The sequence below is a fragment of the Salinibacterium sp. TMP30 genome (genome assembly GCF_038397785.1).
In the GTDB taxonomy this organism is placed as follows: domain Bacteria; phylum Actinomycetota; class Actinomycetes; order Actinomycetales; family Microbacteriaceae; genus Rhodoglobus.
This window is the reverse complement of the sequence record NZ_CP151642.1, coordinates 1,089,921-1,105,005: the sequence shown is the minus strand read 5'-3', so window position 1 is coordinate 1,105,005 and position 15,085 is coordinate 1,089,921. Positions and strand designations below refer to the sequence as shown.

The window sequence follows — 15,085 nt, the reverse complement described above, 5'->3', positions numbered from 1 at the left end:
ACACCATTTCAGAATAGCACTGCCTGAGCGCAGATTAGCGAGTGGTTCCCCAACCGTTATCCCACAGCCGTGCCGCGATCAGAGCGGGCACTAGAAGCCCAAACGACCCAACTGCTTGGAGTCACGCTGCCATTCTTTGGCAACTTTCACCCGCAGCGACAAGAAGATCTGCTTGCCCACGAGCTTCTCAATCTCCGCACGTGCGCGAGCTCCGACATCCTGCAAGCGCTCGCCACCCTTGCCGATGATGATTCCCTTCTGGCTGTCACGCTCAACAAAGATGTTGGCGAATACTTCGAGCAAGTCTTTGTCCTCGCGTTCGATCATGTCGTCAATAGTGACCGCGATCGAGTGCGGCAGTTCGTCCATAACGCCTTCGAGCGCAGCTTCGCGAATCAGCTCCGCAACACGCGACTCGGTTGACTCGTCAGTGACTGCATCATCAGGGTAGAGGGCATGCGACACGGGCATCAGTTTCACGAGTTCGGTCGCCAAAATGTCGAGCTGGATGCTGTCAAACGACGAAATAGGGATGATCTCGTCCCAGTCGCGCAGTTCACTCACGGCACGAAGTTGCTCTGCGACACCCGGTCGCGATGAGGCGTCAATTTTGGTGACGATTGCCACCTTCTTTGCGCGGGGAAACGAATCGAGTTGTTCGTTGATGTAGCGGTCGCCAGGACCAATCTTTTCGTTGGCGGGGATGCACAGCCCGATCACGTCTACTTCGCCCAGAGTGTCTTGCACGATCGAGTTGAGTCGCTCGCCCAGCAGGGTGCGCGGGCGGTGCATACCGGGGGTGTCAACGATAATCAGCTGACCGTCCTCCCGGTGAACCAACCCACGAATCGCGCGTCGCGTTGTTTGCGGCTTCGACGAGGTAATGGCCACCTTTTCGCCAACGAGCGCGTTAGTGAGCGTCGACTTTCCGACGTTGGGTCGACCAACAAAGGTCACAAATCCTGCTCTGAACTCACTGACGTCGGTCACTGTGATTCACCGTTCTCTCGTTCATCCGAGGTTGAGTCGTGCTGATTGTCAAGGGAGGGGTCTTTAGCGACAAGCACCGTGCTGATGCGTTTGCGTCGCCCCTCGGTACGCTCGGCTGTGAGTACCAGTCCGGAATAGTGCGCTACCGCACCGCTCTCGGGCAGCCGGCCCAAAGTTTTCATGATCAGACCGCCGACAGAGTCGACCTCGTCATCGTCAAGTTCGAGGCCGAACAGGTCACCCAGTTCATCGATCGGCAATCGCGCGCTCACCCGGAACGTGCCATCAGCGAGCTCTTCGAACTCTGCTACCTCACGGTCGTACTCGTCAGAGATATCGCCGACGAGTTCTTCGATGAGGTCTTCCAATGAGACTAGCCCTGCGATGCCGCCGTACTCGTCGACAACCATCGCAAGATGATTCGATTCGAGCTGCATTTGACGCAGCAGGCTGTCGGCGCGCTGTGATTCCGGCACGAACAGGGCGGGGCGAGCCAGCTCTCGAGTCGTGAGCTTGTCGGCCTCAATGGGTTGTTCGTAGACCACCCGGGAAACGTCGCGAAGATAAAGCACGCCCATAACCTGATCGATGTCTTCACCGATAACCGGAACTCGTGAAACTCCGCGACTGAGGAACAGCCCCATTGCCGCACTCGCAGTCACATCGGCATCGACCGTCACCATGTCGGTTCGCGGAATCATAACCTCACGTACCACTGTGCTGTTGAACTCAAAAATTGAGTGGATGAGGTCGCGATCTTCCTGATCCAGAACTTCATGTTCGGTGGCTTCATCCACCATGCTCAGCAGTTGTTCTTCGCTAGAGAAGGTTGCCGTTCGTGGCCTACCGGGGGTCACGCGGTTACCGATAGCGACGAGGGCGTCGGCGATGGGGCCCAAGATCACGCGGATGCCGCGCACCAAGGGTGCAGCGATCTGGATCACTTTGCGCGAGTGGGCACGCCCAACGCTTCGAGGGCTGGAGCCGACTAGAACGAATGATGCGCCCGTCATGATGAGTGCGCTGAACAGCAGCGCAAGCCACCACTGCTCGAACACGGCAGCGAGCACTAGCGTCACGAGAACGGCCGCAGTGGTTTCGAGCACGATTCGCATGAAGTTAAGCGCGTTAAAGTGAGCGCCCAAGTCGTGGGAGATCGCGAGAATGGATTTCTTCGCCCGACTGCGACCCGAAAGTTCAACCAGATCGCTGCGACTGAGCACTGTCAGTGCGGAGTCGGCCGCTGCAAGCAAACCACCGAGCGAAACTAGCAGGATCGCGGCGGTGATGAAGATGCCGTTCAGCATGAGCGGCTACCGGCTTCGTTCGGCAAGGGCAAAGCCCAACAGAATTTCGCGCTGCAGGCTAAACATCTCTTTTTCTTCGTCGGGTTCCGCGTGGTCGAATCCGAGCAAATGCAGCAGTCCGTGCGTGGTCAGCAACAGCATTTCATCAAGTGGCGGATGCCCTGCGGTCTCTGCCTGCGAAATCGCAACCTGGGGGCACACCACGATGTCGCCGAGCAGCCCAGCGGCGGTCTGGCGTTCTTCGGTTCCGGGGCGCAATTCATCCATCGGAAAACTGAGAACGTCGGTGGGGCCGGGTTCGTCCATCCACTGCACGTGAAGCTGCTCCATGGCTGCTTCGTCGACAAACACAATGCCTAGTTCGGCATCCGGATGCACATGAAGCTGGTCGAGAGCGAAGGTGCACAGTCGCTGAAACGCGTGTTCGTCTACGTCGATGCCCGACTCGTTGTTGATCTCAATAGACACGCTAACGTCCCTCGTGGTTGCGGCTTCGAGCGCGCGGTCGGTTCTTGCGGTAATAGTCATCGCGCTGCTTCTCGGCATCGTACGTTGTGTACGCGTCAACAATCCGGCCAACCAGGCTATGACGCACGACGTCGGCACTCGTGAGCTCAGAGAAATGGATGTCGTCGATGTCTGTGAGCACGTTCGAGACGAGCTTGAGCCCACTCGCACCCTCGGGCAGGTCGACCTGGGTGACGTCGCCCGTGATGACCATCTTCGAGTCGAACCCCAGCCGTGTCAGGAACATCTTCATCTGCTCTGGGGTGGTGTTCTGGGCCTCATCAAGAACAACAAACGAGTTGTTGAGGGTGCGCCCGCGCATGTAGGCGAGAGGAGCAACCTCAACGGTGCCAGCGGCCAGAAGCTTAGGTACCAGCTCTGGATCCATCATGTCGTTGAGCGCGTCGTAGAGTGGCCGAAGGTACGGGTCAATCTTGTCAGTGAGGGAACCGGGCAAGAAGCCCAGTCGCTCTCCAGCCTCAATCGCCGGTCGACTCAGAATAATGCGGTCGACTTCTTTGCGCTGCAGGGCTTGGACGGCCTTTGCCATCGCAAGATAGGTCTTGCCTGTTCCTGCCGGGCCGATCCCGAAAACGATGGTGTTGTTGTCCATCGCCTCGACATACTGCGACTGCCCCAAGGTCTTGGGCCGAATGGCTTTGCCACGAGCGGTCAGAATCGTTTGGCCAAGCAACAGGTTCGGGCTGCCCTGACTCTGCCGCAGGATGCTCGCCGACGATTCGACCTCTTGCGTGCCGAGGTCGTGTCCGCCGCGCACCATTGTGACGAGTTCCTCCACGAGTTCGTGGGCGGCTGCGACTGAAACGGAGTCGCCACTCAAGGTGATCTGGTTTCCCCGAACGTGCATTTCGACATCCGGAAACTTGCTTTCGACCACGCGGAACAGTCGATCGTGTGGGCCTAGCAGCCGCACCATGGCTACGCCATCTACTTCAATCGATACGCTATCGCGCTCGGGGGGATGTGCTTTCTCACTGCCTACGGACTCGGAGTCACTAATGACCAAGGGTGCCTTCCTCGAGGTGTCCACCGAGCACATGAGCGTGAGCGTGGAACACGGTTTGACCGGCACTTTCGCCGGTGTTGAAAATCAATCGGTACTCACTCTGCGTGTGCTCATCGGCCAGTTGCTGTGCCACCGAAACCAGCTCAGCCAGCAATGCCGGATTGCCTGCGGCAAGCTCGGCAACATTGGAAAACTCCTCGGTCTTAGGAACGACGAGCAGATGCACAGGCGCTTGGGGCGCGATATCGCGAAACGCGATTACGGAATCTGACTCGAAGACGATATCCGCGGGAATCTCGCGAGCGATGATCTTAGTAAAGATCGAAGGGGAATCAGACATAGCTCTAGCCTAAACCTCTAGCCCCAGCGACCAAGCTTGACGTTAAGGACCGCAAGCGCCGCAGGGCCCGCCGTTGACGTGCGCAGAACTTCACTACCCAGTCGAACCGTGGATGCTCCGGCCGCCGTCAATAGCTCGAGCTCATGATCTGCCACGCCACCCTCGGGTCCGACGACGAGCACAATGTCGCGATCATCCACGACAAGGTCGGAGATGGTCTCGGTTGCGGTTGGCTCGAGCACGAGCATCCGGGTGCTGGAAGCGAACGCGGCCAGTTGCTTCGTCGTGACGAGATCAAGCACGTCGGGCAACCAGGTGCGTAACGATTGCTTGCTCGCCTCGCGCACGATTGCTGCCCAACGGTCGCGGCCTTTGGCAACCTTTGCGCCCTGCCAACGCGAAATGCTGCGCGCAGCCGACCACGGAATTACGCCATCGATGCCGAGCTCGGTGGCGACTTGAACGGCGAGGTCATCTCGGTCCGCTTTTGCGAGCGCTTGCGCAAGGAACACAGCGGGAGTGTTTCGGGCAGCGTGCTGCACTTCGGCAACTTCGATGCTGAGCTCGGTGTGTTCTGCGGTGGTTATTCGCCCAGAAACGGTGAGCCCTGCGCCGTTGCTAATCGCGACAGTTTCTCCGACGGCAAGTCGCGATACTGTTACCGCGTGGCGCGCCTCCGCCTTAGTAAGCGAAACAGTGTCGCCGACCTTCGCGTCGTCGAGTTCTTCATCGATATAGAGATGAGCCACTGTGTTCGCCTACAGGAACCGGTCGCGCAACTTCGCAAAGAGTCCCTGCTGGAACTCAGCAAACTCTGGCGCTTTGTTCTTGCGGATCGCCGCGAGCTGCTTAACGAGCGTCTGCTCTGCGCCACTCAGCTTGGTCGGAGTGACCACCTGGATGCCCAGTCGCAGGTCACCTCGACCGCCACCGCGCAGGCTCGTGATCCCCCGCTCTTTAACGGTGAGCACTTCGCCACTCTGCGTGCCGGGCTTAATATGCACTTCGACTGTGTCGTCCAAGCCGTCAAGGGTGACGGTGGTGCCCAAGATCGCATCGAGCATCTGAACCTCGACGGTCGCAAGCAAATCATCATCGGAGCGGCTAAAGACGTCGTGGTGACGAACCTTTATCTCCAGGAAGAGGTCACCGTTGGGTCCACCCGCCGGCCCGACTTCACCTTGGCCGGGCATCTGCAACCGCAACCCAGTTTCGATACCCGCCGGGATGTCCACGGAAATGGTGCGCTGCGCACGCACTCGGCCCTGTCCTGCACACGTGGCGCAGGGGTTCACGATGATGTTGCCGTAGCCGCGGCACGTTCCACACGGGCTCGAGGTCATGACGTTACCCAAAAGACTGCGTACTTGGCGCTGTATCTGACCGCTGCCCTGACAAATGTCACAGCGCACCGGTGAAGAGCCCGGTGCCGAGCAGCTACCCTCACAGGTCTCACACAGCACAGCCGTGTTGACCTCGATATCGCGCGATACGCCAAACATCGTGTCCTTGAGGCTCACCTCAACGCGCAGCAGGGCATCCTGACCGCGCTCACGTCGTGAACGAGGCCCGACCGATTGACCGCCACCGCCACCGCCGAAGAAGGTTTCGAAAATGTCGCCAAAGCCGAAATTTGCGCCGCCGAAACCGCCACCGCTGCCTCCCATGTCGTACTGCTGACGCTGCTGCGGATCGCTCAAGACGTCATAGGCGTGCGTGACTGTCTTGAATCGTTCAGACGCGTCGGCGCTGGGGTTGACGTCGGGATGCAACTCTCGAGCGAGCTTGCGGTACGCCTTCTTAATTTCTTCGGGCGTGGCCTCGCGCGCAACGCCGAGTGCTTCGTAGTGATCTGCCAAAGTTCCGATTGCTCCTTACGAGCTCAGTTGTCTTCTAAAAGTCGTGACAGGTACCGCGCTACTGCGCGAACTGCCGCCATATTGTTCGAATAGTCCATGCGAGTTGGGCCTAACACACCCAATCGCGCGACGCCTCCGCCCGACGAGGAATACCCACCCGTAACGACAGACGTCTCTTCAAGTCCGAATTCTGCGTTCTCGCGCCCAATGCGAGTAGACACAGAACCGCTAGTTACCTGCATCTCTCCAAAGAGACGTAACAAAGTAACTTGCTCTTCTATTGCCTCAAGTACGGGAAAAATGCTCCCCGCGAAGTCTTGCTCAGTTCGCGCAAGGTTTGCTGTGCCCGCTAATACGAGTTTGTCATGACGGTTTGCCAAGACCTGCTCAACCAGACTGGATGCCACCTGACTGACAATCGGTTGGCGTTCGACAGGAAAAATGTCGGCAAAATTCGCGAGCCGCTCCGCCGCTTCCGGCAGCGACTGCCCATTCAGAGCGGAGTTCAACTTTGCCCGCATTTCGCCAAGAAACACATCATCAAGGGGCTCGAAAACATCAAGAAGCCGTTGTTCGATGCGGCCAGAATCTGTAATGAACACCGACATGATGCGCGAAGTGCTCAGTCGGACCAACTCAATGTGACGCACCCGAGCGGTTGCCAGCGAGGGATACTGTACGAGCGCGACGCTGTTTGTCAGCTGGGACAACATCCTCACCGTGCGGGCAAGAACATCGTCAAGGTCGTCTGCTTGGCCCAGGAAAGATTCGATCGCCTGACGTTGGGCGCTTGTGAGGGGCCGCAGATCGGCAAGCTGGTCTACAAACATCCGGTAGCCCTTATCGGTGGGCACGCGACCAGACGAGGTGTGGGGCGCGGCAATCAGCTCTTCATCTTCAAGCAGAACCATGTCGTTGCGAATCGTTGCTGCAGACACGCCAAAAGAATGACGCTCCACTATCGACTTGGATCCGACAGGCTCGCGCGTAGCAACGTAGTCCTGCACGATGACTCGAAGCACATCAAGTCCGCGGGCGGAAACCATGCCACCACCCACCTCTCTTGATTGGCACTCAATCCGTTCGACTGCCAATCTTACTCGACACACCACGACACACCCGTTGCACCGCGCGAGTCTTTAGCGCTAGCGTGTGTCTGTACTTGGGCGCTACCCCTCCGGGGACATGCTCAGGTGTTACACCGAGCATTTTGATGAAACCCGGGAACTTCCCTCGTTCACCTGAAAGGCACGAACACATGACTGACGCAAATCCGCAGCCCGCCGCACCGCAGCCGGCAGCGCAACTGACAACGGCTGAGGACAACCAGTGGGCGTCATTCGCTCATCTGGGCGGAATCCTCAGCTTCCTGCCCTCACTCATCATCTGGCTGATCTTCAAGGACCGCGGCACTTTCACCAATGTAGAAGCCAAGGAAGCGCTGAACTTCCAGATCACACTGGCGATCGCACAGGTCGCCTTGTTTATCCTCGGCTTGATCCTCTCCATTGTGACTTTCGGCCTCTTCGCAATTATCCAGGGCCTGCTCAGCTTCGCAATCTGGGCGGTCGGCGTAATCTACTCGATCATCGCATTCACGAAGGCCAAGGACGGCACGAGCTACCGTTACCCCTTCGCACTTCGCCTCGTCAAGTAACACAAAATTTAGTAGCCAATTAAGACTCGGCCCCGGGAGCTTAGGCTCTCGGGGCCATTCTTTTGCCCAATGCACGCTTTTGCCCGATGCAGGCTTTAATGGAGTCATGTCAGACTCCACACCCCCCAACAGTTCTCCGTACGCACCGATCCAACCGATGAGTCCGAGCGACGAGAAGCTCTGGTCGACGTTGATTCACATTGGTGGAATCTTCTTCGCATTCATTCCCGCGCTAGTCGGCTACCTCGTCTTCAAGGACCGGGGTCCCTTCGTGCGCGCGCACACCCGCACCGCACTGAACTTTCAGATCACCATGTATATCGGATTCTTTTTAGGCGGAATCCTCTCGATCGCGGGCATCGGAGTCTTGATCATTCTCGCCATCGGCGTAATCATTGTCATCTTCAGCATCATCGCCGCAATCGCCGCAAACAATGGGCAGGCCTACAGCTATCCGCTCACATTTGCCTTTATTAAGTAGCTCGAACCCACCACCCTCACCGCTCTAGATCGGGGCGTCAGCGAGCAATCGTCGAACCACGGCATCCGCGAGCAGGCGCCCCTTCAGCGTGAGCTCAATCGTTCCGCTCAAGGCCGCACGCGCATCCACGAGCTCCTCAGCAATGAGACCAGCGACTGCATTACGGCCATCCGCATCGAGCGTGTTTATGGGGAGACCGTTCCGCACTCGGGTTCGCAACAACACGTGCTCCAAGTACTTGCTGGAGTCAGCGAGTATCTCTCTACCAGCTCCGGGCGAGTGTCCGGCAGCGATGCGGTCGGCATACGCGGCAGGATGCTTCACATTCCACCAGCGCACTCCGCCGACGTGGCTATGTGCACCAGGCCCAACACCCCACCAGTCGTTGCCAAGCCAGTAGCCAAGGTTGTGGCGACTGGTATTGCTCACGTCAGGATCATTGCTGGCCTTGCCCCAATTGCTGACCTCATACCATTCATACCCCGCAGCACTCAGTTTCTGCTCGGCCAGCTCATACATGTCCGCCTGCAGATCATCATCGACCGGGGCAACCACGCCGCGACGGATCTGCCCGGCCAGCTTGGTTCCCGTCTCAATAATCAACGCGTAGGCAGAAATGTGGTCGGGGTTCTGCGCAATGGCGTGATCGAGTGAGCGCTCCCAATCCTCGAGGCTCTCCCCCGGTGTGCCGTAGATCAGGTCAAGACTCACATCGAGCCCCACCTCGCGCGCCCACGTCACCACATGTGGTACGCGTTCAGGGTCATGAGTTCGCTCGAGGGTTGCGAGCACGTGCTGCACCGCAGATTGCATCCCGAACGACACACGAGTGAAGCCCGCTTCCTTGAGCGCGAGCAAATAGTCTCGATCCACAGAGTCAGGATTTGCCTCGGTGGTCACCTCGGCATCCGAAGTGAAGCCCCACGTGTCACGCGCAGCAGCAAGCATCCGAGTGAGGTCGGTCACTGGCAACAAAGTAGGCGTGCCGCCACCGAAAAACACTGTTGATGCTTGTCGGGAAGCGACGCCTGCCTGAGACAACACCGCGGATGCCAGCGCGATTTCTGCAATGGCTTCCGTCGCGTAGTCGGATCGTTTGGCCCCGCGCAACTCGTCGCTCGTGTACGTGTTGAAGTCGCAGTAACCGCACCGCACCCGGCAAAACGGAACGTGGATGTAGACACTCCATGGGCGACCTTCAGAGCCGACGGCGGCGGATGCGGGAAGTGCGCCATCGAGGGGTGCTGGATCTGCAATGGGCAAAGCACCTGGCACGAACGAGTCCCCTCAGCAGCCGATCACGAGAGCCTGCCGCAACTCTTGCATGCAGACACCCCTCAATTGTCGCACCCCCGAGCGTGGGACAATGAAACAGTGAAAACGCACATCCTGTGGGACATCGACGGCACACTCATTCACAACTCTCGTGACGGAGCAACTGTCTATCTCGACGCATTCAGCCGCGTCACCGGCGGCCCGCCACGCCACCGCATTGCCAACCCGCACGGGATGACTGAGGGGCAGCTACTCACCGAACTGCTCGAGCTCAACGGCCACCCACTGGCGATGCTGGACGACCTGCTCGCTGAACTCGACGTGCGTACGCGCGCCCAACACGAGAACGGATATACCCGCGAGGCGGTTGCTGGTGGACCACAGGCACTGCGTGAAGTTGCGGGCCGAGGCTGGGGAAATGCACTACTCACCGGAAATGGTCCGCTGCATTCGCGCTACAAACTCTTAGCAGCCGGCTACTCCATCGACGACTTCAACTGGCAGAACTCGTTCTTCGGCGATCGTTCACCCAACCGTCCTCACCTCACCTCGCTCGTGGCCCCCACGCTCGGTGAAGGAACACACGTGATCATCGGCGACACCCCCAACGACGGGCTAGCCGCCGACTCTGCATCGCTACCCTTCATTGCGGTTGCGACCGGCGCATACTCGGTTGACGAACTCCGCAGTACAAACGCGCTCATTGTCGTTGATGACCTCGTCAGTGGGCTCGACGAGGTACTTGCCACCATTACCGAGCTTAAGGAACGCAGGTAGGCCGAGACGCTACAGGGTAGGAATCGTTCCGGCTAGGGCGCGCAAATAGCGGCCAACCACGACGTGCTGCAAAATTCGCAAAGCCGGCGACAGCAGCATCCACTTGGTCGATGATGGTCGAGAGAACGAACGAACCGTCATCCACACTGAGTTATCGTCGCGACGTTCGATCATGAACGATTCTTCACCCCGCAGCGGATGTCCCTCCAACGTTCCGTACGCAAAGCCAGCAACCTTAGGCTCATCAACGACATAAACGACCCGAACCGGCTCGTGCGCTGTCAATCGACCGCGACCAATCGACAGTACGATCGTGTCACCAGGACGAACCTTCGGATGCGCATCGTTGTCCTGTGACAGGTCGAGCACTTCGCCCGCCGGGTCGCGCGGCAACAGCGTCACACCAAAGCCGCTGCGACGCTTCACACCCCACGTCAGAATCTGCTGATGCGCGAACTCCCAACGTTCCTCACCGTGTCCGATTCGAGCGCTACGATCAACCCGTCGAAACCCCGTCGGCGGGAGCACAGTGAAAGTGCTGCCACGCGTGGCACCCACCGCGCCGTACGTTACGGGAGCATTGGGGTAGGTGCGGGAATCCACTTCGGCTACTTCTTCTCTTTGCCTTCGACTTCACCAGACAGCGCCGCAATGAAGGCAGCCTGGGGAACCTCTACGCGACCGACCATCTTCATGCGCTTCTTGCCCTCTTTTTGCTTCTCAAGGAGCTTTCGCTTGCGGCTAATATCGCCACCGTAGCACTTCGCCAAAACGTCTTTACGCATCGCCCGGATGGACTCGCGAGCAATGATGCGTGCGCCAATTGCGGCCTGGATGGGAACCTCAAACTGCTGACGCGGAATCAGATTCTTCAAACGTTCCGTCATCAGCACGCCATAGGCATACGCCTTATCGCGGTGCACGATCGCGCTGAACGCATCGACGGCCTCGCCCTGAAGCAGAATGTCGACCTTCACGAGATCGGCCTCCTGATGGCCGCTGGGCTCATAGTCGAGACTCGCATAACCCTGCGTGCGGCTCTTCAAATGGTCGAAGAAGTCAAACACAATCTCGCCGAGAGGCATGGTGTAGTGAAGCTCAACGCGGTCAGTTCCGACATATTCCATGCCCTGCATGGTTCCGCGACGCGACTGGCACAGCTCCATGACCGTTCCGACAAAGTCTTTAGGAGTAAGAATGGATGCCTTCACCATCGGCTCGGTAACGCTGACAATCTTCCCGGCTGGGAACTCACTCGGGTTAGTGACCGTCGTGACGCTCTTGTCATCGCTCATGACCTCGTAAATTACGGAAGGTGCAGTCGCAATCATGTCGAGGTTGAACTCGCGCTCAAGACGCTCACGCACAATCTCCAAGTGCAGCAGTCCCAAGAATCCACAACGGAAACCGAACCCGAGCGCAACAGAAGTCTCAGGCTCGTAAACGAGCGCAGCATCCGAAAGTTTCAGCTTGTCTAGTGCCTCACGCAGCACCGGGTAGTCAGAACCGTCGATGGGATAGAGACCCGAGAACACCATCGGTTTCGGCTCGGAATAGCCCTGAAGCGGCACAGTCGACGGCTTTGCGAAGTTAGTGACCGTGTCGCCAACCTTGCTGAGGCGAACATCCTTCACACCCGTAATGAGGTACCCAACCTCGCCGACGCCGAGACCGTTCGTGGGGGTCGGCTCAGGTGAACTCACCCCAATCTCCAGCAACTCGTGAGCTGACTTCGTCGACATCATCATGACCTTTTCGCGCGGCGCCATCTTGCCGTCGATCATGCGAACGTAAGTAATAACACCCCGGTAGGCGTCATAGACAGAGTCAAAAATCATTGCGCGGGCCGGAGCTGACGGGTCGCCGATAGGGCCAGGGATCAATCGCGTAGCTTCATCGAGCAATTCGGGCACGCCGACACCGGTCTTGCCAGAAACCCGAAGCACCGTTGATGGATCGCAACCAATGAGACCCGCAATCTCATCGGCATACTTCTCAGGATCTGCAGCAGGAAGATCAATCTTGTTCAGCACCGGAATGATCGTCAGATCATTCTCGAGTGCCAAATAGAGGTTTGCGAGCGTCTGCGCCTCAATGCCCTGCGCCGCATCAACCAAAAGAATTGCGCCCTCACACGCCGCCAACGAACGAGACACCTCATAGGTGAAGTCCACATGGCCAGGCGTGTCAATCATGTTGAGCGCATACGACTGCTCTTTGCCGTTCTCATCAATCAGCGCCCACGGCATGCGCACCGCTTGGCTCTTGATCGTGATGCCGCGCTCACGCTCAATATCCATGCGGTCGAGATACTGGGCCCGCATATCGCGGTCGCTGACAACCCCCGTGACCGACAGCATGCGGTCAGCGAGGGTGGACTTGCCATGATCGATATGCGCAATGATGCAAAAGTTGCGGATAAACGCCGGATCGGTCGAAGCAGGCTCAAGTGTGTAAGAGGCGCGAGGAGACATCCGCCCAATTCTCCCACGAGAGCGACGATCCTGCGTGCACCCCGACGAAATAGCGGGCCGACCCACGGTTTAGTAGCCGCAGGGGCACCGATCAGGAACGTTCAGGCACGTTCAGGCGCTTCTAGAACGCGGCGAAGAAAAGAAACGGCAGCGAAATCAATGCGCCAGCAGCCACAACAACAACCCAACCGAAGGTAGCGACGCAAGCCAACACAATGCCCCAAATAGAGAAACTTCGCCCCGCAGGCTCATCCCGAAGACCAAAAACGCCCAAGACGATAGCTGCCAGCGGCACAACAACGCTTTGAGCAAAGAAAAGCGACGCAATACCCAAGCTCAACGCCAAAATACTCATCGTGCGGGATGTGCGCGCGGCAGAAGCTGCAGCTGGTGCAGCTGGTGCAACTGGGCGATCGGGGGCTGGGGATGCCGAATCGGTCGGCACGGCACGGTCGTCGGGCGCTGCATCAGCACCCGCAGCACCCTCGCGAGAAGGCGTGAGCACCCCCGCGGACGAATCGACAGGGGAATCAGAAATAGTTAAAGAAGTCATACCTCGACACTAGGAAACGCGGAATGCCCGAGGAATCGGGATAACCCCCGAAAATGTTGGCGGGAACTCGTCGCCGGCGGCTTGAGCCCGCGAATATGGCGTCGCAAACAGGTAGAGAAAGCCCTGCAGCCCTAATGTTGATGGGCGGGAGACTGCAGCCAAGGCGGGAACCCGCCGACAAGCCCGAGCAAACACAGTTTGCCCGGCGCTGGGGTCGCACAATTGCTGCGCAATTGCCTTAGCTCCACCGCGCTGGTAATGTTGCCTGTTGGCTTATGCATAAGGTTCTTTGTCGAACAGTATGCGCATCGCGGCCGGGAATCAGAACACCGATTCTCTTCCACGGCCGCCCACCATCTCTGATCCACAAACAAGAAAGCACATACACGTGGCAAATATTAAGTCGCAGATCAAGCGCATCGGCACCAACAAGAAGGCACAAGACCGCAATCGTGCAGTCAAGAGCCAGGTCAAGACCGCTATCCGTGCAACCCGCGAAGCAATCAAGGCTGGCGACAAAGAGACCGCCACCGCGCGCCTCCTCGCAGCGAGCAAGACGCTCGACAAGGCCGCAGGCAAGGGCGTGCTGCACAAGAACCAAGCAGCGAACCGCAAGTCGGCTATCGCCAAGCAGGTCGCCGCACTCTAAAGACCTCACATCGGCACACTGCCGAAAAACAACAGACGCCTCCACCGCTCGCGGCCGGAGGCGTTTGTTGTTGCGTCACTTGTTGTAGGGCCGAATGTTGTTGGGCCGCATGTTGTCGGGTGGCGCCGCTAGTTAGCGGATGCCTCGAGCCGCCACAACGGTAATCATGCGTTCCAACGCGAAAACGGGGTCGCGCCCCAAGCCCTTGACCTGAGCATCCGTATCGGCGATTGCCTCAATGGCGGAGCCAAGCCCAGCATCGCTCCAGCCGCGCAAATCCTTCATCGCCCGATCTGCTTGCCACGGCGCCATCCCGAAAGTCTTCGCCGCCTGCCCTGACGACATTGCGCCGCCAGAGAGTTTGGCCATCGTGCGCAGTTTTGACGCAAACGCCGCAACGATCGGAACCGGATCAGCACCAGATGCGAGAGCATGACGCAGCAACACAAGAGCTTCACCTGAGCGACCCGCGATCGCAGAATCCGCAACCTTGAATGCGCTGGTTTCGACCCGACCAGAATAGTAGCGAGCAACAGTCGCCTCGTTGATCTCATCAGCATCATCGGCAATGAGCTGCTGACACGCAGCAGCCAGCTCGGCCAGATCAGCAGAAAAAGCAGACACGAGGGTGCGCAGCGCTCCGGGTGTCACTCGTCGACGTTTAGTCGCAAACTCCGCGGCCGCGAAGTCGTACTTCTCCGCATCCTTCTTGAGGTCGACACATACCACCTCGATTCCACCACCCGTTCCGCCACGGATAGCGTCGAGCAGCTTCTTACCACGCACTCCCCCGGCATGACGGAGCACGACATAGGTGTCGTCGGCGGGTGCATCCAAATACTTCAGCGTTTCTGTAATGAACGCGTCGGAACATTTTTCAACGTTCGTGATGCGAATCATTCGCGGTTCGCTGAAGAGCGAGGGGCTCGCCAAACTAATGAGCTCACCAGGGGCGTACTGGTCGGCCTCAAGGTCGCTCACTTCGAGGCTGGGATCTTCAACCTTGAGGGTGTCGCGCAGCAACCGAATCGCACGGTCGGCAAGGAAACCTTCGGTGCCACTGACGAGCACGATTGGCGCCGGGCGCACGTTGTTCCACGTCAATTGCGGGATAACAACCTTCGACTTTGCCGGCGATCGCGCTGGGGGTTTAGCGGCCACGAGACTCCTCACTTAGAACTGCGACCCC

At 58.5% G+C, this 15,085-nt stretch carries 17 protein-coding genes; 4 read left to right on the top strand and 13 right to left on the bottom strand.

Going from position 1 to position 15,085, the window contains the following annotated elements; all coding sequences use genetic code 11:
* Positions 1-90 precede the first annotated feature (90 nt).
* The 8 genes from era to hrcA all read right to left on the bottom strand — a co-directional run bounded on the left by era (position 91) and on the right by hrcA (position 7,076).
* Positions 91-990: a GTPase Era gene (gene era / locus AADH44_RS05400; RefSeq protein ID WP_341954549.1), complete on the bottom strand. Its 900-nt coding sequence runs from the start codon at positions 988-990 to the stop codon at positions 91-93.
* Positions 987-2,297, bottom strand: coding sequence for a hemolysin family protein (locus tag AADH44_RS05395; protein ID WP_341954547.1), 1,311 nt, complete (start codon positions 2,295-2,297; stop codon positions 987-989). Before AADH44_RS05395 ends, era begins: the two co-directional genes overlap by 4 nt.
* Positions 2,298-2,303: 6 nt before the next feature.
* Positions 2,304-2,765 carry an rRNA maturation RNase YbeY gene (gene ybeY, locus AADH44_RS05390; protein WP_341954545.1) on the bottom strand — a complete coding sequence of 154 codons (462 nt, stop codon included), beginning with the start codon at positions 2,763-2,765 and terminating at the stop codon, positions 2,304-2,306.
* 1 nt (position 2,766) lies between these two features.
* Positions 2,767-3,741: a PhoH family protein gene (locus AADH44_RS05385; RefSeq protein WP_341954543.1), complete on the bottom strand. Its 975-nt coding sequence runs from the start codon at positions 3,739-3,741 to the stop codon at positions 2,767-2,769.
* A 79-nt stretch (positions 3,742-3,820) separates the two neighbouring features.
* On the bottom strand, positions 3,821-4,171 hold the full coding sequence (locus AADH44_RS05380) for a histidine triad nucleotide-binding protein (RefSeq protein ID WP_341954541.1): 351 nt from the start codon (positions 4,169-4,171) through the stop codon (positions 3,821-3,823).
* 17 nt (positions 4,172-4,188) lie between these two features.
* Entirely contained in the window at positions 4,189-4,920 is a 732-nt protein-coding gene (locus AADH44_RS05375; RefSeq protein WP_341954539.1) for a 16S rRNA (uracil(1498)-N(3))-methyltransferase, read from the bottom strand.
* A 9-nt stretch (positions 4,921-4,929) separates the two neighbouring features.
* Complete coding sequence (gene dnaJ / locus AADH44_RS05370) at positions 4,930-6,030, bottom strand: molecular chaperone DnaJ (protein WP_341954537.1); 1,101 nt, start codon at positions 6,028-6,030, stop codon at positions 4,930-4,932.
* A 23-nt stretch (positions 6,031-6,053) separates the two neighbouring features.
* On the bottom strand, positions 6,054-7,076 hold the full coding sequence (hrcA, locus tag AADH44_RS05365; RefSeq protein WP_341954535.1) for a heat-inducible transcriptional repressor HrcA: 1,023 nt from the start codon (positions 7,074-7,076) through the stop codon (positions 6,054-6,056).
* A 212-nt stretch (positions 7,077-7,288) separates the two neighbouring features.
* On the opposite strand from hrcA, the gene AADH44_RS05360 reads away from it, so the two are divergent.
* Together AADH44_RS05360 and AADH44_RS05355 are read left to right on the top strand one after the other, a co-directional pair.
* Positions 7,289-7,687: a DUF4870 domain-containing protein gene (locus tag AADH44_RS05360; protein ID WP_341954534.1), complete on the top strand. Its 399-nt coding sequence runs from the start codon at positions 7,289-7,291 to the stop codon at positions 7,685-7,687.
* A gap of 106 nt (positions 7,688-7,793) precedes the next feature.
* Positions 7,794-8,168 carry a DUF4870 domain-containing protein gene (locus AADH44_RS05355; protein WP_341954532.1) on the top strand — a complete coding sequence of 125 codons (375 nt, stop codon included), beginning with the start codon at positions 7,794-7,796 and terminating at the stop codon, positions 8,166-8,168.
* A 24-nt stretch (positions 8,169-8,192) separates the two neighbouring features.
* Here the strand turns inward: AADH44_RS05355 and hemW are convergent, their stop codons facing one another.
* Positions 8,193-9,443, bottom strand: coding sequence for a radical SAM family heme chaperone HemW (hemW, locus tag AADH44_RS05350; RefSeq protein ID WP_341954530.1), 1,251 nt, complete (start codon positions 9,441-9,443; stop codon positions 8,193-8,195).
* Between the two features lie 99 nt (positions 9,444-9,542).
* Here hemW and AADH44_RS05345 point away from each other — a divergent pair, with 99 nt between their 5' ends.
* Entirely contained in the window at positions 9,543-10,220 is a 678-nt protein-coding gene (locus AADH44_RS05345) for an HAD hydrolase-like protein (RefSeq protein ID WP_341954528.1), read from the top strand.
* A 9-nt stretch (positions 10,221-10,229) separates the two neighbouring features.
* Here AADH44_RS05345 and AADH44_RS05340 read toward each other — a convergent pair whose 3' ends face one another.
* From AADH44_RS05340 to AADH44_RS05330, 3 genes are all read right to left on the bottom strand, one after another.
* Positions 10,230-10,823, bottom strand: a complete 594-nt coding sequence (locus AADH44_RS05340) for a DUF1990 domain-containing protein (protein WP_341954526.1) — start codon at positions 10,821-10,823, stop codon at positions 10,230-10,232.
* A gap of 5 nt (positions 10,824-10,828) precedes the next feature.
* On the bottom strand, positions 10,829-12,694 hold the full coding sequence (gene lepA, locus AADH44_RS05335) for a translation elongation factor 4 (protein ID WP_341954524.1): 1,866 nt from the start codon (positions 12,692-12,694) through the stop codon (positions 10,829-10,831).
* Between the two features lie 121 nt (positions 12,695-12,815).
* Positions 12,816-13,247, bottom strand: a complete 432-nt coding sequence (locus AADH44_RS05330; RefSeq protein WP_341954522.1) for a DUF4190 domain-containing protein — start codon at positions 13,245-13,247, stop codon at positions 12,816-12,818.
* 388 nt (positions 13,248-13,635) lie between these two features.
* Here AADH44_RS05330 and rpsT point away from each other — a divergent pair, with 388 nt between their 5' ends.
* Entirely contained in the window at positions 13,636-13,896 is a 261-nt protein-coding gene (gene rpsT / locus AADH44_RS05325; protein WP_341954521.1) for a 30S ribosomal protein S20, read from the top strand.
* A gap of 132 nt (positions 13,897-14,028) precedes the next feature.
* Here rpsT and holA read toward each other — a convergent pair whose 3' ends face one another.
* A complete protein-coding gene (gene holA, locus AADH44_RS05320; protein WP_341954520.1) occupies positions 14,029-15,057 on the bottom strand; it encodes a DNA polymerase III subunit delta in 1,029 nt (342 codons plus the stop codon).
* Positions 15,058-15,085 lie beyond the last annotated feature (28 nt).